20 protein-coding genes are annotated in these 17893 nt (G+C 60.9%); 10 read left to right on the top strand and 10 right to left on the bottom strand.

What is annotated here, in order from left to right; genetic code table 11:
- Positions 1 to 33: 33 nt before the first annotated feature.
- From ctaD to BK660_RS10800, 3 genes are all read left to right on the top strand, one after another.
- Positions 34 to 1620 (top strand): cytochrome c oxidase subunit I, encoded by a 1587-nt coding sequence (gene ctaD, locus BK660_RS10810; RefSeq protein WP_123433299.1) that lies wholly within the window; start codon positions 34 to 36, stop codon positions 1618 to 1620.
- A gap of 96 nt (positions 1621 to 1716) precedes the next feature.
- Positions 1717 to 2274 (top strand): cytochrome c oxidase assembly protein, encoded by a 558-nt coding sequence (locus tag BK660_RS10805; RefSeq protein WP_123433298.1) that lies wholly within the window; start codon positions 1717 to 1719, stop codon positions 2272 to 2274.
- Positions 2275 to 2307: 33 nt separating this feature from the next.
- Positions 2308 to 3195: a cytochrome c oxidase subunit 3 gene (locus BK660_RS10800; RefSeq protein ID WP_123433297.1), complete on the top strand. Its 888-nt coding sequence runs from the start codon at positions 2308 to 2310 to the stop codon at positions 3193 to 3195.
- Positions 3196 to 3199: 4 nt separating this feature from the next.
- Here the strand turns inward: BK660_RS10800 and BK660_RS10795 are convergent, their stop codons facing one another.
- Positions 3200 to 3403 (bottom strand): twin transmembrane helix small protein, encoded by a 204-nt coding sequence (locus tag BK660_RS10795; protein ID WP_027926133.1) that lies wholly within the window; start codon positions 3401 to 3403, stop codon positions 3200 to 3202.
- A 70-nt stretch (positions 3404 to 3473) separates the two neighbouring features.
- Between BK660_RS10795 and BK660_RS10790 the strand changes: the two genes are divergently transcribed.
- From BK660_RS10790 to BK660_RS10770, 5 genes are read left to right on the top strand one after another with little or no spacing between them, the layout of a single operon-like run.
- Positions 3474 to 4214, top strand: coding sequence for an SURF1 family protein (locus BK660_RS10790; protein WP_123433296.1), 741 nt, complete (start codon positions 3474 to 3476; stop codon positions 4212 to 4214).
- Entirely contained in the window at positions 4180 to 4788 is a 609-nt protein-coding gene (locus BK660_RS10785) for a hypothetical protein (RefSeq protein ID WP_123433295.1), read from the top strand. Before BK660_RS10790 ends, BK660_RS10785 begins: the two co-directional genes overlap by 35 nt.
- Positions 4789 to 4798: 10 nt before the next feature.
- Positions 4799 to 5878, top strand: a complete 1080-nt coding sequence (locus tag BK660_RS10780; protein ID WP_123433294.1) for a COX15/CtaA family protein — start codon at positions 4799 to 4801, stop codon at positions 5876 to 5878.
- Positions 5866 to 6765, top strand: a complete 900-nt coding sequence (gene cyoE / locus BK660_RS10775) for a heme o synthase (RefSeq protein ID WP_059181881.1) — start codon at positions 5866 to 5868, stop codon at positions 6763 to 6765. Before BK660_RS10780 ends, cyoE begins: the two co-directional genes overlap by 13 nt.
- On the top strand, positions 6762 to 7397 hold the full coding sequence (locus tag BK660_RS10770) for an SCO family protein (protein ID WP_123433293.1): 636 nt from the start codon (positions 6762 to 6764) through the stop codon (positions 7395 to 7397). Before cyoE ends, BK660_RS10770 begins: the two co-directional genes overlap by 4 nt.
- A 215-nt stretch (positions 7398 to 7612) precedes the next feature.
- Here BK660_RS10770 and BK660_RS10760 read toward each other — a convergent pair whose 3' ends face one another.
- From BK660_RS10760 to BK660_RS10750, 3 genes are all read right to left on the bottom strand, one after another.
- Entirely contained in the window at positions 7613 to 8383 is a 771-nt protein-coding gene (locus BK660_RS10760) for a MetQ/NlpA family ABC transporter substrate-binding protein (protein WP_123433292.1), read from the bottom strand.
- Between the two features lie 77 nt (positions 8384 to 8460).
- Positions 8461 to 9135 (bottom strand): methionine ABC transporter permease, encoded by a 675-nt coding sequence (locus tag BK660_RS10755; RefSeq protein WP_123433291.1) that lies wholly within the window; start codon positions 9133 to 9135, stop codon positions 8461 to 8463.
- Positions 9135 to 10142, bottom strand: a complete 1008-nt coding sequence (locus BK660_RS10750; RefSeq protein WP_123433290.1) for a methionine ABC transporter ATP-binding protein — start codon at positions 10140 to 10142, stop codon at positions 9135 to 9137. Before BK660_RS10750 ends, BK660_RS10755 begins: the two co-directional genes overlap by 1 nt.
- A gap of 263 nt (positions 10143 to 10405) precedes the next feature.
- Between BK660_RS10750 and katE the strand changes: the two genes are divergently transcribed.
- The gene (katE, locus tag BK660_RS10745) at positions 10406 to 12544 is read left to right on the top strand and encodes a catalase HPII (protein WP_123433289.1); all 2139 of its coding nucleotides are present in this window, start codon (positions 10406 to 10408) and stop codon (positions 12542 to 12544) included.
- Positions 12545 to 12647: 103 nt separating this feature from the next.
- On the opposite strand, the gene BK660_RS10740 is transcribed toward katE, so the two are convergent.
- Genes BK660_RS10740 through zur form a run of 4 tightly spaced genes read right to left on the bottom strand, consistent with a single transcriptional unit; the run spans position 12648 to position 15441 of the window.
- On the bottom strand, positions 12648 to 13364 hold the full coding sequence (locus BK660_RS10740; RefSeq protein WP_123433288.1) for a PA5502 family lipoprotein: 717 nt from the start codon (positions 13362 to 13364) through the stop codon (positions 12648 to 12650).
- A gap of 37 nt (positions 13365 to 13401) precedes the next feature.
- A complete protein-coding gene (znuB, locus tag BK660_RS10735; RefSeq protein WP_027926144.1) occupies positions 13402 to 14190 on the bottom strand; it encodes a zinc ABC transporter permease subunit ZnuB in 789 nt (262 codons plus the stop codon).
- Entirely contained in the window at positions 14183 to 14959 is a 777-nt protein-coding gene (znuC, locus tag BK660_RS10730) for a zinc ABC transporter ATP-binding protein ZnuC (protein WP_123433287.1), read from the bottom strand. The genes znuB and znuC overlap by 8 nt, the downstream gene beginning before the upstream one ends.
- Positions 14959 to 15441, bottom strand: a complete 483-nt coding sequence (zur, locus tag BK660_RS10725; protein ID WP_123433286.1) for a zinc uptake transcriptional repressor Zur — start codon at positions 15439 to 15441, stop codon at positions 14959 to 14961. The genes znuC and zur overlap by 1 nt, the downstream gene beginning before the upstream one ends.
- A 66-nt stretch (positions 15442 to 15507) precedes the next feature.
- Here zur and BK660_RS10720 point away from each other — a divergent pair, with 66 nt between their 5' ends.
- Positions 15508 to 16428 carry a zinc ABC transporter substrate-binding protein gene (locus BK660_RS10720; RefSeq protein WP_123433285.1) on the top strand — a complete coding sequence of 307 codons (921 nt, stop codon included), beginning with the start codon at positions 15508 to 15510 and terminating at the stop codon, positions 16426 to 16428.
- Positions 16429 to 16548: 120 nt separating this feature from the next.
- On the opposite strand, the gene BK660_RS10715 is transcribed toward BK660_RS10720, so the two are convergent.
- Both BK660_RS10715 and BK660_RS10710 read right to left on the bottom strand, forming a co-directional pair.
- The gene (locus BK660_RS10715; RefSeq protein ID WP_027926148.1) at positions 16549 to 17499 is read right to left on the bottom strand and encodes a homoserine kinase; all 951 of its coding nucleotides are present in this window, start codon (positions 17497 to 17499) and stop codon (positions 16549 to 16551) included.
- A 57-nt stretch (positions 17500 to 17556) separates the two neighbouring features.
- Positions 17557 to 17847 carry a DUF2782 domain-containing protein gene (locus BK660_RS10710; RefSeq protein ID WP_123433284.1) on the bottom strand — a complete coding sequence of 97 codons (291 nt, stop codon included), beginning with the start codon at positions 17845 to 17847 and terminating at the stop codon, positions 17557 to 17559.
- Between the last annotated feature and the right edge of the window lie 46 nt (positions 17848 to 17893).

The following is a 17893-nucleotide window of genomic DNA, read 5'->3' as shown; positions in this document are numbered from 1 at the left end:
CTGCCCAGCCCATCTGTTTGCAGGAGACAGGCCATGAGCGCTGTTATCGATGACCACGGTCACGCCGACCACGCCCACGGCCCCGCCAAAGGCCTGATGCGGTGGGTGCTGACCACCAACCACAAAGACATCGGCACGTTGTACCTGTGGTTTGCGTTCTCCATGTTCCTGCTGGGTGGCTCGTTCGCGATGGTGATTCGCGCCGAGCTGTTCCAGCCGGGGCTGCAAATCGTCGAGCCGGCGTTCTTCAACCAGATGACCACCATGCACGGTCTGGTGATGGTCTTCGGTGCGGTGATGCCGGCTTTCGTCGGGCTCGCCAACTGGATGATCCCGTTGATGATCGGCGCGCCGGACATGGCCCTGCCACGGATGAACAACTTCAGCTTCTGGCTGCTGCCGGCGGCGTTCATCCTGTTGGTGTCGACCCTGTTCACCCCCGGTGGCGGTCCGAACTTCGGCTGGACGTTCTACGCCCCGCTGTCCACGACCTACGCACCGGAAAGCGTGACGTTCTTCATCTTCGCCATCCACTTGATGGGGATCAGTTCGATCATGGGCGCGATCAACGTGATCGCGACCATCCTCAACCTGCGCGCCCCCGGCATGACGCTGATGAAAATGCCGCTGTTCGTCTGGACCTGGCTGATTACTGCGTTCCTGTTGATTGCGGTGATGCCGGTACTGGCCGGGTGCGTGACGATGATGCTGATGGACATCCACTTCGGCACCAGTTTCTTCAGTGCCGCCGGTGGCGGTGACCCGGTGCTGTTCCAGCACGTGTTCTGGTTCTTCGGCCACCCCGAGGTGTACATCATGATCCTGCCGGCCTTCGGTGCCGTCAGCTCGATCATCCCGACCTTCTCGCGCAAGCCGCTGTTCGGTTACACCTCGATGGTTTATGCGACGGCAAGCATCGCGTTCCTGTCGTTCATCGTCTGGGCGCACCACATGTTCGTGGTCGGTATTCCGCTGGTGGGCGAGCTGTTCTTCATGTACGCCACGCTGCTGATCGCGGTGCCGACCGGGGTGAAGGTGTTCAACTGGGCCAGCACCATGTGGCAAGGCTCGCTGACCTTCGAGACGCCGATGCTGTTTGCGGTGGCGTTCGTGATCCTGTTCTCCATCGGCGGTTTCTCCGGGTTGATGCTGGCCATCGCCCCGGCGGACTTCCAGTATCAGGACACCTACTTCGTGGTCGCGCACTTCCATTACGTACTGGTGCCAGGGGCGATCTTCGGGATTTTTGCCTCGGCCTATTACTGGATGCCGAAGTGGACCGGCCACATGTACGACGAAACCCTCGGCAAGCTGCACTTCTGGCTCTCGTTCATCGGCATGAACATGGCGTTCTTCCCGATGCACTTCGTGGGCCTGGCGGGCATGCCGCGGCGGATTCCGGACTACAACCTGCAGTTCGCCGACTTCAACATGGTCTCCTCGATTGGCGCGTTCATGTTCGGTGCGACGCAGATCTTCTTCCTGTTCATCGTGATCAAGACCATTCGCGGCGGCCCGCCAGCACCGGCCAAACCGTGGGATGGCGCGGAAGGCCTGGAGTGGAGCATTCCGTCACCGGCGCCTTATCACACCTTCACCACGCCGCCGGAAGTGAAATGAAACGCCTCGGACCTGTGACAACCACCCTGTGGCGAGGGGGCTTGCCCCCGTTTGAGTGCGTAGCACTCACAGGGTTAACGGCGGAGGTTGGAAATCATGGCTGACTCGATTTCGATGAAAAAACTGGTCACCCGCCTGTTGCTGGTGGTGGTGGCGATGTTTGTCTTCGGGTTTGCCCTGGTGCCGATCTACGACGTGATGTGCAAGGCGTTCGGCATTAACGGCAAGACTGCCGGGCAGTACGAGGGCGAGCAAACGGTCGACACGTCGCGGCAAGTGCGCGTGCAGTTCCTGTCGACCAACACCGCTGACATGCCCTGGGATTTCTATCCAAAGAGTGAAGAGCTGACGGCCCATCCGGGAGCGGTGAACGAGATGATTTTCATCGCGCACAACCCGACCGACAAGCCGATGAGCGCCCAGGCCGTGCCGAGCATCGCGCCCAGCACCGCGGCGGCGTACTTCCACAAGACCGAATGTTTTTGTTTTACCCAGCAAGTGCTGCAGCCCGGTCAACGGATCGAGATGCCGGTACGTTTCATCGTTGACCGTGACATGCCCACGGATGTGAAGCACCTGACGCTGTCTTACACGCTGTTCGATATCACCGCACGCCATCCACCCGTGGCGGTTGCCGCCAGTACCGGTGGCTAGGCGCCAATGCGTGCCCGATAAGGAGAACAATAAATGGCAACTCATGAACACTATTACGTACCGGCCCAGAGCAAATGGCCGATCATCGCCACGTTCGGCATGCTCACCACCGTGTTCGGCCTGGCCACCTGGTTCAATGATCTGAAAGCCGCACGCCCGGAATCCCACGGCCCGCTGATCTTTTTCGTCGGCGGCCTGTTGCTGGCGTACATGCTGTTCGGCTGGTTCGGCACGGTGATCAAGGAAGGTCGCGCAGGCTTATACAGCGCACAGATGGACCGTTCCTTCCGCTGGGGCATGAGCTGGTTCATCTTCTCGGAAGTGATGTTCTTCATCGCCTTCTTCGGTGCGCTGTTTTATGTACGGCACATCTCGGGGCCCGCACTCGGCGGCGAAGGCCCGAAAGGCATCGCCCACATGCTGTGGCCGAACTTCCAGTTCACCTGGCCGCTGCTGCACACCCCGGACCCGAAACTCTTTCCGCCGCCCAAGGAAGTCATCAGCCCGTGGGGCCTGCCGCTGCTCAACACCATTTTGCTGGTGAGCTCCAGCGTCACGGTGACCATCGCCCACCACGCCTTGAAAAAGGGCCATCGCGGCGCGTTGAAAATCTGGCTGGCGATCACCGTATTGCTGGGCTGCGCATTCCTCGGTTTCCAGGCTGAAGAGTACATGCATGCCTACCACGAACTGGGCCTGACCCTGGGTTCGGGCATCTACGGTGCGACGTTCTTCATGCTCACCGGTTTCCACGGCGCCCACGTAACCATCGGCACGATCATCCTGTTCGTGATGCTGATGCGGATCATGCGCGGGCACTTCGATAACGAACACCAGTTCGGTTTCGAGGCGGCGAGCTGGTATTGGCACTTCGTGGACGTGGTGTGGATCGGGTTGTTCGTTTTCGTCTATGTGCTCTGAGCCATTACCAAGGCGCCGTAGAGACCAACTGGCCGCTGTAGAAACCCCAGGCGATCAAGCCGACGGTGGTGGCGGCCAGGGCAACACGAACACTCAAGGCAATGACGAGGCGGTTTGAGCTGCTGTCGTCCTTGACCAGAAAAAACAGGCCGCTGAACAGGCTGACAACCGTGGCAATCAGCATCAGGACGATGGCTGCTTTGAGCATGGTGAGACTCCGGGGGAAAGGCGATGCACTTGAGTATAGCTATCGCGACTCACGACTTTTTGGCCACGCCATGAAGCGCTTCCGGCCGGGCATCGTGCCGACACTGGTGGTGGCCCTGTTGCTGCCGCTGCTGGTGTCGCTCGGGTTCTGGCAACTGAGCCGGGCCGCGGAGAAAAGCGCGCTGTTGCAAAGCTATGCCGAGCGCCGCGCCGCCGAGCCGATGGCCAGCACCGAACTGCAACACACCGAGGATCCGGCCTTCCGCCGCGTTCGCCTGCATGGCCAGTTCGACGCCGCGCACAGCCTGTTGCTGGATAACCGCCAGCGCGACGGCAAGGTCGGCGTCGAGCTGCTGCAACCGTTTCAGGACCAGACGACCGGACTCTGGTTGCTGGTCAATCGCGGCTGGCTGCCCTGGCCGGACCGGCGCACTCCGCCGCAGTTTGCCACACCCAAAGAGGCCTTGAGCCTGGACGCCTGGGTCTACGTATCTCCCGGCGCGACCTTCCAGCTGCACGCCGATCCGAGCGCCACCGCCTGGCCTGAGCTGGTCACCGCCGTCGAGCCGTCGAAGCTCTGGACGGCGCTGGGACGTGAAGGGTTTGCCTACGAATTACGCGCAGAAACGGGTCCCGCGACGTATCAGGCCGATTGGTCTGTCGTCGCCATGGGTCCGGAAAAACACATCGCTTATGCCGTGCAGTGGTTCGCCATGTCGCTTGCCCTGTTTGGCCTCTATCTCTATCTCGGCTGGCACAACGCAAAGGAGAAACACCATGGGAGCGGCCATGAATCCACCCAGCATGTCTGAGGCGAAAACGCCGGCGAGTCGACGCAAGGGGCGCTTGCAGTTGCTGCTGATTCTGCTCGGGGTCATCGGTCCGATGATCCTCGCCACCGGCATGTACAAACTGCAGTTCTGGGTGCCGGAGGGTCGCAGCTATCACGGCGAACTGATCGGCAACGGCCAGACCCGCGCCGACCTCGGCGTGCAGGCCCAGGAGGATCGCTGGCAGATGCTGGTGACCGCGCCGAAGGATTGCTCGGTGGATTGCCAACAACTGGTGTACCTGGCGCGGCAGATCCAGATCGGTCTCGGCCGTGATGCCTCCCGCGCCAGCCATGCACTGGCGGCCGCACAACCGCTGACGGCGGATTACGACGCCAAGCTGACCCGCGAATACCCGCAACTGCAACGTTACCCCATGGACCTGACTACCTTCAGCGCTTTCAATAAAAAAGCCGGGGCTGGCGACAAAACCGCACCTCAGCTGTGGATCATCGACCCGCACGGCAATCTGGTGCTGCGCTATGACCCGACGGTGAAGGGCAAGGACCTGCTCAACGACCTGCGTCATCTGCTGAAACTGTCGAACATCGGATAAGGGCATCGTCATGGCCAAACCTGGATTTCGCCTCGCGCTGTTTGCCACCTTGCTGGCACTGATTGTGGTGCTGCTCGGCGCCTACACCCGCCTGACCCACGCCGGCCTCGGCTGCCCGGACTGGCCGGGTTGCTACGGCTTCATCAGCGTGCCGAAAAGCGAAGCCCAACTGGCCCATGCCGAGCTGCATTTTCCCGATACGCCGGTGGTGGCCCACAAGGGCTGGAACGAGATGATCCACCGTTACTTTGCCGGCACGCTGGGAATGCTGATCGCAGTCTTGGCCGGTCGCGCCTGGGTGCATCGTCGTCATCCGGGGCAACCGGTGAAGTTGCCGCTGTTCCTGCTCGCCGTGGTGTTCGCCCAAGCCGCGTTCGGCATGTGGACGGTGACGCTCAAGCTCTGGCCGCAGGTGGTGACCGGGCATTTGCTCGGTGGCTTTGCCACGCTGAGTCTGCTGTTTCTACTGACCTTGAGGTTGTCCGGCGTATTGCCGGCGCTGACCGTGCCACGGCGTTTGCAGTACTGGGCAACGGCCGGGTTGCTGCTGGTGATCCTGCAAATCGCCCTCGGCGGCTGGGTCAGTTCCAACTATGCCGCCGTGGCCTGCATCGATTTCCCGACCTGCCATGGGCAGTGGATTCCACCGGCCGATTTCGCCAACGGCTTCCACCTGACCCAGCATATCGGCCCGAACTACCTCGGCGGACAACTGGACAGCGACGCACGCACGGCGATTCATCTGACGCACCGTATCGGCGCGCTGCTGGTCACGCTCGTGCTGCTCGGGCTCGCCTGGCAGCTGAAGGTCGTCGGCATGACACGCCTCGCGGGGCTGGTGCTGATCGCCCTCGCCACACAAATCACCCTCGGTATCAGCAACGTGCTGTTCCATCTGCCGCTGCCGGTGGCCGTCGCCCACACCGCCGGCGGCGCAGCCCTGTTGCTGACGATGGTGCTGGTCAATTATCACGCGCGAACCAGTCTGGTTCGGGTCAAGCAGCAATCCCCTGCGCGCTGGCGGTTCAGCCCGCGTAAACACTCGGCCGGGCCCATAACAATAAAAGGAGAGATGCCATGGCGACTCTGATCGGCGAACGTCACAGTCAGGCAATCTGGCGCGACTATCTGGAGCTGACCAAGCCGAAAGTGGTAGTGCTGATGCTCATCACCTCGCTGGTCGGCATGTTCCTCGCGACCCGCGCCGGGGTGCCATGGACGGTGCTGGTGTTTGGCAACCTGGGGATCGCCCTGTGTGCCGGCGGTGCGGCAGCGGTCAACCATGTGGTGGACCGGCGCATCGACGCGGTGATGGCCCGCACGCACAAACGTCCGTTGGCCGAAGGCCGGGTGTCACCGGCGGCGGCGCTGACGTTTGCCCTGGTATTGGCCGTGCTGGGCCAAGCCGTGCTGCTCGCGTTCACCAATGCGCTGACGGCGTGGCTGACCCTGGCTTCGTTGCTCGGTTATGCGGTGGTCTATACCGGCTTTCTGAAACGCGCGACGCCGCAGAACATCGTCATCGGCGGCCTGGCCGGTGCTGCCCCGCCACTGCTCGGCTGGACCGCCGCCACCGGTCACGTCAGTGCCGAACCCCTGCTGCTGGTGCTGATCATCTTCGCCTGGACCCCGCCACACTTTTGGGCCCTGGCGATCCACCGCAAAGAGGAATACGCCAAGGCCGACATTCCGATGCTGCCGGTCACCCATGGCGAGCACTACACCAAGGTTCACATCCTGCTTTATACCTTCGCGTTGCTGGCCGTCAGCCTGATGCCCTACGTGATCCACATGAGCGGCATGCTCTACCTGATTTGCGCGCTGGGGCTGGGCGCAAGGTTTCTGCAATGGGCCGTGGTGCTGTACCGTGGCACTCGGCCGCACGCGGCGATCAACACGTTCAAGTACTCTATTTATTACTTGTTCCTGCTGTTTATCGCGCTGCTCGTAGACCACTACTTACTGTTGAACCTATGACTCGAACCCAGAAAACCGTCTTCATTCTCGTCGCCCTGATCGCACTGGTCCTGGGCCTGACCATCAATAAAGTGCTGTCCGGCAAAGGCCAGGGCGACCCGACGGCGCTGATCGATGCGGGCATCATCTTGCTGCCGCAAAGCCGCAACCTGCCGGACGTGAAGATGACCGATCAGGACGGCAACCCGGTGACGGTCAATCAGCTGAAAGACAAGTGGAGCCTGCTGTTCTTCGGCTACACCTTCTGCCCGGACATCTGCCCGACCACCCTCGCCCAGCTGCGTCAGATCAAGAGCGAGTTGCCACCGGAAGCGGCGGCCAAGTTGCAGGTCATCCTGGTCAGCGTTGACCCTAACCGTGATACCCCGGCTCAGCTCAAGCAGTACCTGGGCTACTTCGATCCGCAGTTCAAAGGCCTGACCGCCTCATCGGTGGATGACATTCAGAAACTGGCCAACGCGGTGAGCATTCCGTTTATTCCGGCGGACACCAGCAAGCCTAATTACACGGTGGATCACAGCGGCAACCTGGCGGTGATCGGGCCGGACGGCACGCAGCGCGGGTTTATTCGGGCGCCGTTGAACAACGCAAAGCTAGTGGCGCAGTTGCCGGTGATGCTTAACCGCAAATAGTTCGGACAACACAGACCCAATGTGGGAGCGGGCTTGCTCGCGAATGCGGTGGATCAGTCAGCAAATATTTTGACTGACACACCGCATTCGCGAGCAAGCCCGCTCCCACATGTACGGTGTTTCAGGCATAAAAAAGGGGCGCAATGAATGCGCCCCGATCGTTCCCACGCTCTGCGTGGTAATGCAGCCAGGGATGCTCCGCGTCCCCTTCAATTTCAGAACGCAGGCAATACCGCGCCTTTGTACTTCTCAAGAATGAACGCTTTGACCTCCGGGCTGTGCAGCGCAGCAACCAGTTTCTTCATCGCCTCGCTGTCCTTGTCGTCCGGACGGGCCACCAGGATGTTCACGTATGGCGAGTCGCTGCCTTCGATGACCAGTGCGTCCTTGGACGGATCGAGCTTGGCTTCCAGCGCGTAGTTGGTGTTGATCAGCGCCAGGTCGACCTGAGTCAGCACGCGCGGGATGGTCGCGGCTTCCAGTTCACGGAATTTCAGGTCCTTGGAGTTCTCGGTGATGTCCTTCACGGTCGACAGGATGTTGTTCGAATCCTTCAACTTGATCAGGCCAGCCTTCGCCAGCAGCAACAGCGCACGGCCGCCGTTGGTGGCGTCGTTCGGAATCACCACGTTGGCGCCGCCCGGCAATTCGGTCAGTGCCTTGTACTTGCTGGAGTAAGCGCCCAGCGGCTCAATGTGCACACCGGCAACGGCGACCAGGTTGGTGCCCTTGGCCTTGTTGAACTCATCGAGGTAGGGCTGGTGCTGGAAGAAGTTGGCGTCCAGACGTTTTTCCGCCACCTGCACGTTCGGCTGAATGTAGTCGGTGAAGACTTTGACCTTCAGGTCCACGCCTTCCTTGGCCAGGGCCGGTTTCACGAATTCGAGGATTTCTGCGTGCGGGACCGGGGTCGCCGCGACGGTCAGGGTGTCGGCATGGGCGGAAAAGGCTGCAACGGCAGCGAACGCGACGAGTAGTTTCTTCATTCAGCTAACTCCATATGAGGCGCCCGTTTGGCGCCTGCCAGCGAATGGCCGGCTCATGACTTATTTACGTGAACTGTTTATTTTCTGGAAAAATGCACAACCAATTTGTCGCCAACGGTTTGCAGCACCTGGACCAGCACCAGCAGCAACACCACCGTTACCACCATGACATCGGTCTGGAAACGCTGGTAGCCGAAACGGATCGCCAGGTCACCCAGACCACCGGCGCCGACCACACCGGCCATGGCCGTGTAGGACACCAGTGTAATCGCCGTCACCGTAATCGCCGCGAAGATGCCCGGGCGGGCTTCTGGCAACAAGGCATTGGTGATGATCTGACGCGTCGTCGCGCCCATGGCCTGGGTGGCTTCGATGATGCCGCGATCCACTTCACGCAACGCGGTTTCCACCAGTCGTGCGAAGAACGGCGTAGCGCCCACCACCAGCGGCGGGATCGCACCGGCGACACCCAGCGACGTACCGGTGATCAGCACCGTGAACGGAATCATCACGATCAACAGGATGATGAAGGGCAGCGAACGCAGGATGTTCACCACCAGCGACAGCATCGCGTAGACGCCTTTGGCTTCCAGCAACTGACGCGGGCTGCACAGGAACAGCAGCACACCCAGCGGCAAGCCGAGCAACACGGTGAACAACAACGAACCGCCGAGCATCAGCAGCGTGTCGCCGGTGGCCAGCCAGATTTCGAACCAGTCGATATTGGAAAAGAAAGCAGTCAGGGCTTCCATTAGCGCAGCACCTCCATGTGGACGTCAGCCGCGGTGAAACGGGCAAATGCCGCGTCCATGTCGCCACCGGTGACGGCCAAAGTGAGTTGCCCGTAAGGGACGTCTTTGATGCGGTCGATACGGCCGGCCAGGATGCTGTAGTCCACACCGGTTTCCCGGGCGACGGTACCGAGCAACGGCGCGTAGGTCGCTTCGCCCTGGAAGGTCAGACGCACGATGCGGCCCGGCACGTGAGCGAAGTCATCGCGCTGCTCGCTTTCGTCGATCTGCTCGTCTTCCTGCACGAAGCGCTTGGTGGTCGGGTGCTTGGGATGCAGGAACACCTCGGCCACCGAACCTTGCTCGACGATCACACCGGCGTCCATCACCGCGACCTGATCGCACACACGGCGGATCACGTCCATCTCGTGGGTGATCAGGACGATGGTCAGTTTCAGCTCGCGGTTGATCTCGGCCAGCAATTGCAGGACCGACGCGGTGGTCTGCGGGTCGAGGGCGCTGGTGGCTTCATCGCACAGCAGGATTTTCGGCTTGGTCGCCAGGGCGCGGGCAATGCCGACGCGCTGCTTCTGGCCACCGGACAACTGCGCCGGGTACTTCCTGGCGTGATCGGACAAACCCACCCGCGCCAGCAACTCGGCAACCCGCAGGTCGATCTCGCTGCGCGACAGCTCGCCGGCCAGGGTCAGTGGCAACGCGACGTTGTCGGCAACGGTCTTGGACGCCAGCAGGTTGAAGTGCTGGAAGATCATCCCGACTTGCTGACGGAAGCGCCGCAGGCTGTTGGCGTCCAGCGCGGTGACTTCTTCGCCGTCGACGAAGATCTTGCCGCCGCTGGAGTTCTCCAGGCGATTGATCAGACGCAGCAGGGTACTTTTTCCCGCGCCGGAATGGCCGATCAGGCCGAAGACCTGACCGTTCTCAATCGTCAGACTGGTCGGATGCAGGGCGGGAATATCCTTACCGGCGACGCGGTAGGTTTTATGGACGTTTTGAAACTCGATCACGTAGCGAACCTTGTGGGGCGCGTTAGAAAAGGATCAGCGGTTAGCCGGGCGCGCATTTTAGCCTGTCCGTATAGAGGTTATTAGCATTTATTCCGCATTCAACCTTCGATTTGGCAATAACGCGATCAAAGGTCATAAAAAAGGAACGGCTAAAAACCCCATCAGTCACTAATAAGGCAACTCGAAAACGCCCCCGGTGCCGTGCCTGGGGACTGCACAAGAATCCTGGCTAAGGCGGGAATCGCAACGAGGAGTTTAGACCGATGAGTAACAAGAAGCCTGCCCCCGGCAAAAGCGCATTGGCCGGTACCGACACCCTGGACCGCGGCAACACCAATACCAAGCTCGACAGCCTGGAGAAATTTCGCTCCGACGCCACCGAACAGGCCCTGCGCACCAACCAGGGCGTGAAGGTTTCGGACAATCAGAACACCCTGAAAGTGGGCGCCCGCGGGCCTTCGCTGCTGGAAGACTTCATCATGCGTGAGAAAATCACGCACTTTGACCATGAGCGCATTCCGGAACGCATTGTCCATGCCCGCGGGACCGGCGCGCATGGTTACTTCCAGACGTACGAAAACCATTCCGTGCTGACCAAGGCCGGTTTCCTGCAGGATCCGGGCAAGAAGACGCCAGTGTTTACGCGTTTTTCCACGGTTCAGGGCCCGCGCGGGTCAGGCGATACGGTGCGGGACGTACGAGGTTTCGCCGTGAAGTTCTTCACCGACGAAGGCAACTTCGACCTGGTGGGCAACAACATGCCGGTGTTCTTCATTCAGGACGCGATCAAGTTTCCGGACTTCGTACACGCGGTGAAACCGGAGCCGCATAACGAGATCCCTACCGGCGGTTCGGCTCACGACACGTTCTGGGACTTCGTCTCTTTGGTGCCGGAATCGGCGCACATGGTGATCTGGGCCATGTCCGACCGGGCGATCCCGAAAAGCCTGCGCAGCATGCAGGGCTTCGGTGTGCACACGTTTCGGCTGATCAACGCCGAAGGCAAATCGCGCTTCGTCAAATTCCACTGGCGCCCCACTGCCGGCACGTGTTCGCTGGTGTGGGATGAGGCGCAGAAGCTGGCCGGCAAAGACACCGACTTCCACCGTCGCGACCTTTGGGAAGCCATCGAGATGGGCGACTACCCCGAGTGGGAACTGGGCGTGCAGGTCATTGAAGAAGAAAACGAGCACGATTTCGACTTCGACATCCTCGATCCCACCAAGCTGATTCCAGAAGAAACCGTCCCCATCACGCCGCTGGGCAAAATGGTGCTCAACCGCAACCCGGACAACTTTTTCGCCGAAACCGAACAGGTCGCGTTCTGCCCGGGCCATATCGTACCGGGGATCGATTTCTCCAACGATCCGTTGCTGCAAGGTCGGCTGTTTTCCTACACCGATACGCAGATCAGCCGACTTGGCGGGCCGAACTTTCATGAGCTCCCGATCAACCGGCCGGTGGCGCCGTTCCATAACGGTCAGCGCGATGCGATGCACCGCACCACCATCGACAAGGGGCGCGCAGCGTACGAGCCGAACTCCATTGACGGCGGCTGGCCGAAAGAAACGCCGCCCGCCTCGCAGGACGGTGGCTTCGAGAGTTATCCGGAGCGCATCGACGCCAACAAGATCCGGCAGCGCAGCGAGTCGTTCAGCGACCACTTCTCCCAGGCGCGGCTGTTCTTCCACAGCATGAGCAAGCACGAGCAGGAGCACATCATCTCGGCGTATAGCTTCGAACTCGGCAAAGTTGAACGCGAGAGCATTCGGGCGCGCGAGGTGAACGAGATCCTCGCCAACATCGATATGGAACTGGCCAAACGCGTGGCCGCCAACCTTGGTTTGCCAGCGCCGAAAGCCGGGACGGTCGAGGTGCCAAAAACATCCCTTGACCGTTCGCCGGCTCTGAGTCAGGCCAATTTGCTGCCGGGCAACATCAAAACCCGAAAAGTGGCGATTCTTGCGGCCAACGGTGTCGATGGTGCAGCGATTGATGCGATGAAAAAGGCGCTGCAGGCCGAAGGCGCGCACGCCAAATTGCTGGGGCCGACCTCGGCACCGGTGAAAACCGCCGATGGCAAAATGTTGCCCGTGGATGCGTCGATGGAAGGCTTGCCTTCCGTGGCGTTCGATGCGGTGTTTGTGCCGGGTGGCGCGGCGTCGATCAAGGCGTTGAGCGGTGATGGCGTGGCGTTGCATTACCTGCTGGAGGCGTACAAGCACTTGAAGGCGATTGCCCTGCATGGCGAGGCGAAGCAGTTGCTGGACGTGTTGAAGCTGGAGGTTGATGCGGGGTTGATCGTCGGGGCGGATGCGAAGTTGATCAAGCCGTTTTTTGCGGCGATCGGACAGCATCGGGTTTGGGATCGGGAGACTAAGGCTAAAGCGATTCCGGCTTAGGATCTGTTTGGATAGTTAGGACGCTATCGCGAGCAGGCTCGCTCCCACATGGGATTTGTGTCGATCACATAACCCTGTGGGAGCGAGCCTGCTCGCGAAGCTTTTAGGGTTTACGCGGACTCAGAACCATCTGCGCCGGAATGTTGCGCAGGATCTGCTTTTCCAGCTTCAGATCGAAGTCCGGATCGAGTTTCTTCACCCGCTTGGTCAGCAACGTAGCCAACCATGGGTAATCATCGGTGCGTGGTGCCTGAATCCTCACGTCGCACTGATAATTCACCACATCGGCGGCGATGGCATCCAGTTGGCGACGAAGTTTCGCCATATCGTTGAGATTCAACGCAACCGTGGTGCTTTCAGCCGTGGGATCGATCACCTTCGCCTGGGGTTTGGCTTCGGCAGCTTTCAGATCGGCTTCGGCTTTATCCAGCTCGGCTTTGCGGGCCGTGACGATGGCGTTATTCACCCCACCGGTCAGCGCCGGGGCTTTGGGCATCAGGACCCGGGCGCGGCTCAGCGCGGTGGCGGCGGCGTTCACATCACCTTTTTGCAACACGATCTGGCTACGGCGCAGATAGGCTTCGGCCAGTTGCCGTTGGTATTGCTCAAGGGATTGATCGTTGGGGGACTGGGCCTGCAAGGCGGCCAGTTGATCTTCGGCGGTGGCCAACTCGTTGCTGGCGAGGCTTTGTTCCAGCTGTGCGATGGCCGTAGCTCGCGCGTCCGTGGCCTCGGTGGCCGCCGGTGGCGTGCTTTGGCAGGCGCCCAGCAGCAAGGAAAATGCGACAAGGAGCAGATAACGTGAGGCGAACGGCTTCATTCCTGCGACTCTCTATTTGCGCAAAAAACGAGCAAGTCTACACCCCTCGACGGGGCAGGACAAAACTCAGCAGAAACAGTGCGGCCGCCGTCACAACAATCGAGGGGCCCGCCGGTGTGTCCTTGAACCACGAGAGTGCCAGCCCGCCACAGACCGCGAGCATGCCCAGCAGGCTCGCGCCCAGTGCCATCTGTTCCGGTGACCGGGCGTGACGTTGTGCCGCAGCCGCGGGGATGATCAAGAGCGACGTAATCAGCAAAACACCGACAATTTTCATCGCCACCGCGATCACCACGGCGATCAGCAGCATCAGCGCGAGGCGCAACGACGCCACCGGCAATCCTTCGACCTTGGCCAACTCTTCATGCACGGTGATGGCCAGCAACGGCCGCCACAACGTCACCAGCAACGCCAATACCGCCGCGCTGCCGCCGAGGATCCAGGCCAGATCGGTCGGGCTGATCGCCAGCAGGTCGCCGAACAGATACGCCATCAGGTCGATCCGCACTTCGTGCATGAAGCTTAGTACCACCAGGCCCAGAGAGAGCGTGCTCGGTGCGAGAATTCCCAAAAGGGTGTCAGACGCCAGCGGTTGGCGTTGCTGCAAGGTCACCAGCAGCACCGCCAACAGCAAGCAGCCCACGGTCACCGCAACGGTCGGGCTGACGTCCAGCAAGAACCCCAGCGCTACGCCGAGCAAGGCTGCGTGAGACAGGGTGTCGCCGAAATAAGCCATGCGCCGCCAGACCACGAACGAACCCAGCGGGCCCGCCACCAGCGCCAAAGCCAAACCTGCAAGCAGGGCGTAGAGCAGAAAATCAGCCATGCTTGCAGCTATCTCCGTGAACGTGGGGTTGCGCCGCCGTGACGACCGAGCCATGCAGGTCATGGGCGTGGTCGTGGTGGTGGTGATAAATCGCCAGGCTTTGGGCGTTCTTGCCGAACAGCTCGACGAAGGCTGGATCGCCGCTGACTTGCTCTGGATGGCCGGAGCAGCAGACGTGACGATTGAGGCAGACTACCTGGTCAGTGGTGCTCATCACCAGGTGCAGATCGTGGGACACCATCAACACGCCGCAGCCGTGACGGTCGCGCAGCCGTGTGATCAGGCTATAGAGCTCGGCCTGGCCGGCGACGTCGACGCCTTGCACCGGCTCGTCGAGCACCAGCAGTTCCGGCTCGCGCAGCAGCGCCCGGGCCAGCAGCACCCGCTGCATTTCACCGCCGGAGACACTTTGCACCGGGCTGTCGATCACCTGTTCGGCGCCGACTTCCTTGAGCGCGGACAGCGCCATGGCACGGTCTACGCCCGGCACCAGCCGCAAGAAGCGCAGCACCGAGAGCGGCAGCGTCGGATCGACGTGAAGTTTTTGCGGCATGTAACCCACGCGCAGCTTCGGCTTGCGCCAAACCGTGCCGCTGTCCGGTTTCAACAGCCCAAGCACCGCGCGCACCAGCGTGGTCTTGCCGGCACCGTTAGGGCCGATCAGGGTGACGATCTGCCCCGGCTCGACGCTCAGTTCGATGTTATCCAGCACGGATTGCCCGGCAAACGTGACGGCAACCTGCTCGAGGCGGATCAGCGCTTTGCTCATCAAGCCCCCTGGCAGCCCGAGCAGAGACCGACCACTTCGACGGTCTGGCCTTCGACGATGAATCCCACATCCTTGGCGCTGCCAACGATGGCGTCGCTGATGGATTTCTGTTCGAGCTCAATGGCAGCGTGGCATTCGCGGCAAATCAGGAACTGCCCCTGATGGGCATGGCCTGGATGATTGCAGCCGACGAAGGCGTTCAGCGAGGAGATGCGGTGCACGAGGCCGTTTTCCAGGAGGAAATCCAGCGCGCGGTACACGGTTGGCGGCGCGGCGCGGCGGCCATCCTGCTCACTGAGCACCGCAAGAATGTCGTAGGCGCCCAGCGGTTTGTGGCTTTGCCACACCAGTTCCAGCACCCGCCGACGCAAAGCGGTCAGGCGCAGCCCCTGACGTGCGCACAGGACATCGGCCTCAGACAGAGCGGTATGCACGCAATGAGAGTGGTCGTGGGGACGGCTGGCAATCGGTGTTTTAGGCATGAGCGGCGACGAGTTTTGTGAGAGACGTTATTATGTTACCCGTTCTCGCCTCTTCGAGTGGTCATCGTGTCCCGACTTTTTTCTATCTTTGTCGCATTTGTCGCCAGTTTTCTGCTGATTGGTTCGGCGCACGCCGAGGTCAAAGTCCTCACCACCATCAAGCCCCTGCAGTTGATTGCCGCTGCGGTGCAGGACGGCGTGGCGATTCCGGAAGTGTTGCTGCCGCCGGGAGCTTCGCCGCATAACTATGCCTTGCGCCCTTCCGACGTACGGAAGGTGCAATCGGTCGATCTGCTGTACTGGATCGGGCCGGCCATGGAAGGTTTCCTGCCGCGCGTGTTGAATGGTCGTACGCTGCCGAGCGTTGCGGTGCAGGATTTGCCGGGACTGACATTGCGTCGCTTCGCCGAAGACAGTCACTCCCATGCGGAAGAAGCCGATGAGCATGACCACGATCACCGTCCTGGCAGCCTGGACGCGCATTTGTGGTTGTCACCGGTTAATGCCCGGGTCATCGCCAGCAAAATGGCCGCTGACCTGAGTGCCGCCGATCCCGCCAATGCCGCGCGTTATCAAAGCAATCTCAAGGCATTCGACGAGCGACTGGATGCGTTGGACCTGCGCGTGAAGGCACGTCTTGCCGGGATCGCAGGCAAGCCGTACTTCGTGTTCCACGAAGCGTTCGACTACTTTGAAGACGCTTACGGCCTGAAGCATACGGGCGTATTCAGCGTCGCCGCCGAAGTCCAGCCGGGGGCCCAACACGTCGCAGCGATGCGCACGCGGTTGCAGGAAGTCGGCAAGACCTGCGTGTTCAGCGAACCGCCGTTGCGTCCGCGCCTGGCAGAGACGCTGGTTGCGGGTTTGCCGGTGAAACTGGCGGAACTGGATGCGTTGGGCGGGTACACGCCAGCGACGGCTCAGGGGTATGAGCAGGTGCTGGAGAAGCTGGGGAATGATTTGGCCGGGTGTCTGGAGTCGTTGTAACACCGACATTTGTGTCGCCCCCATTCGCGAGCAAGCCCGCTCCCACATTGGAACTGCGCCAGCCACAGAATTTGTGTGCACAGGAGATCAAATGTGGGAGCGGGCTTGCTCGCGAAGCTTTTAAAGGGCAAACGGCAGCGGTGTGCTGACCTTCTGCCGCTGCGCCAACCGCAACTGAAACTCCATCGGGTCATGAATCAACACGTCCTGCCCGGCAAACGATTCCGCCGCGATCAATCGTGACAACCAGAACCGCACGCACGCCACGCGCAGCATCGTCGGCCACAGCTCGGCTTCAGCCGCCGTGAACGGACGCAACGCCGCATAAGCCCCCAGCAACGCCCGCGCCCGCGGCCCGTCGATCAAGCCGTCGTCGTCCGAACACCAGTCGTTCAAGGCAATCGCCACGTCGTAGAGCATCGGCCCCGAGCAAGCGTTGTAGAAGTCGATCAACCCGGTCAGGTGCGTACCTTCGAACATCGCGTTGTCGCGGAACAGGTCGGCATGGATATTGGCCCGCGGCAGCGCGAGGATTTTTGCCTTCTGCTCGGCAATTTCATCCAGCGCCCGTTTCAGCAGATCGCTTTGTTCGGCGTTCAGGTGGGAAAGAAACTGCGTGCCCTCCTCCAGCATCCAGTCCAGACCCCGGTCGGTTTTGCGCTTGATCATGTTGGCCTGGGTCGCCAAGTGCAGGTGCGCCAGCAACTCGCCGACCTGTGCGCAATGCTGCGCGTTGGCCTGTTTGATGTGCTTGCCGGCCAGTCGCGGTTGCAGCAGCGCCGGCTTGCCGGCCAGTTCGCGCAGGGCAACGCCATCGGTGGTGCGCAGGGCGTATGGCACCGGCAAATCGGCCTCGTGCAGGACGTCGAGCAGCTCAATGAAGAACGGCATTTCATCCACCGGGCCGCGCTCGACCAGGGTCAGGACGAATTCGCCCTGCTCCAGGCTGATAAAGAAATTGGTGTTTTCGCTACCGGCAGCAATCCCCTGGAAATCAAGCAGGCGGCCGAGGCCATAAGGGGCGAGAAAAGCTTCCAGCTCGGGCCGAGCCAGGGGGGTGAACACAGACATGTTTAAACTGCCAGTACGGGCGCCGCTCGTGAGCCGACGCCGATTGAAATTAAGAAACTACTTCCACTCAAAGATTTTCCACGCCGGAATCAGCATATCCGGCTGATCCGAGCGGATGAAGTTTGCGTCCGTCCCGTCTGCGCGTACCAGAAAGTACGGGGGTGCACCCTTCGGCGTGACCTTGATCGCATACAGGAAACCGTTTTGACGGTACTCCTGAATGACCTTGTCCCCCTCCGTGCGGATCGTAACCTCCGGTTCCTGTTTCGAAACATCGTCCGCCGCCATGACGGCCAATGGAACAGTTGCAAACAAGCCAGCCAGCAACAGGCGATTTAGTGTGCGCATGATAACCTTGTCCCTTTGTCGTCAACGGTCCCGCTATTCTAGCGCC

This window comes from Pseudomonas brassicacearum (assembly GCF_003732265.1).
GTDB classification, from domain to species: domain Bacteria; phylum Pseudomonadota; class Gammaproteobacteria; order Pseudomonadales; family Pseudomonadaceae; genus Aquipseudomonas; species Aquipseudomonas brassicacearum_D.
This window is presented reverse-complemented; position numbering and strand designations above follow the sequence as displayed.

Excerpts from the sequence above, each read along its gene's own strand:
- ctaD (WP_123433299.1), top strand. The coding sequence starts at position 34 with ATGAGCGCTGTTATCGATGACCACGGTCACGCCGACCACGCCCACGGC.
- BK660_RS10805 (WP_123433298.1), top strand. The coding sequence starts at position 1,717 with ATGGCTGACTCGATTTCGATGAAAAAACTGGTCACCCGCCTGTTGCTG.
- BK660_RS10800 (WP_123433297.1), top strand. The coding sequence starts at position 2,308 with ATGGCAACTCATGAACACTATTACGTACCGGCCCAGAGCAAATGGCCG.
- BK660_RS10795 (WP_027926133.1), bottom strand. The coding sequence starts at position 3,403 with ATGCTCAAAGCAGCCATCGTCCTGATGCTGATTGCCACGGTTGTCAGC.
- BK660_RS10790 (WP_123433296.1), top strand. The coding sequence starts at position 3,474 with ATGAAGCGCTTCCGGCCGGGCATCGTGCCGACACTGGTGGTGGCCCTG.
- BK660_RS10785 (WP_123433295.1), top strand. The coding sequence starts at position 4,180 with ATGGGAGCGGCCATGAATCCACCCAGCATGTCTGAGGCGAAAACGCCG.
- BK660_RS10780 (WP_123433294.1), top strand. The coding sequence starts at position 4,799 with ATGGCCAAACCTGGATTTCGCCTCGCGCTGTTTGCCACCTTGCTGGCA.
- cyoE (WP_059181881.1), top strand. The coding sequence starts at position 5,866 with ATGGCGACTCTGATCGGCGAACGTCACAGTCAGGCAATCTGGCGCGAC.
- BK660_RS10770 (WP_123433293.1), top strand. The coding sequence starts at position 6,762 with ATGACTCGAACCCAGAAAACCGTCTTCATTCTCGTCGCCCTGATCGCA.
- BK660_RS10760 (WP_123433292.1), bottom strand. The coding sequence starts at position 8,383 with ATGAAGAAACTACTCGTCGCGTTCGCTGCCGTTGCAGCCTTTTCCGCC.
- BK660_RS10755 (WP_123433291.1), bottom strand. The coding sequence starts at position 9,135 with ATGGAAGCCCTGACTGCTTTCTTTTCCAATATCGACTGGTTCGAAATC.
- katE (WP_123433289.1), top strand. The coding sequence starts at position 10,406 with ATGAGTAACAAGAAGCCTGCCCCCGGCAAAAGCGCATTGGCCGGTACC.
- BK660_RS10740 (WP_123433288.1), bottom strand. The coding sequence starts at position 13,364 with ATGAAGCCGTTCGCCTCACGTTATCTGCTCCTTGTCGCATTTTCCTTG.
- znuB (WP_027926144.1), bottom strand. The coding sequence starts at position 14,190 with ATGGCTGATTTTCTGCTCTACGCCCTGCTTGCAGGTTTGGCTTTGGCG.
- znuC (WP_123433287.1), bottom strand. The coding sequence starts at position 14,959 with ATGAGCAAAGCGCTGATCCGCCTCGAGCAGGTTGCCGTCACGTTTGCC.
- zur (WP_123433286.1), bottom strand. The coding sequence starts at position 15,441 with ATGCCTAAAACACCGATTGCCAGCCGTCCCCACGACCACTCTCATTGC.
- BK660_RS10715 (WP_027926148.1), bottom strand. The coding sequence starts at position 17,499 with ATGTCTGTGTTCACCCCCCTGGCTCGGCCCGAGCTGGAAGCTTTTCTC.
- BK660_RS10710 (WP_123433284.1), bottom strand. The coding sequence starts at position 17,847 with ATGCGCACACTAAATCGCCTGTTGCTGGCTGGCTTGTTTGCAACTGTT.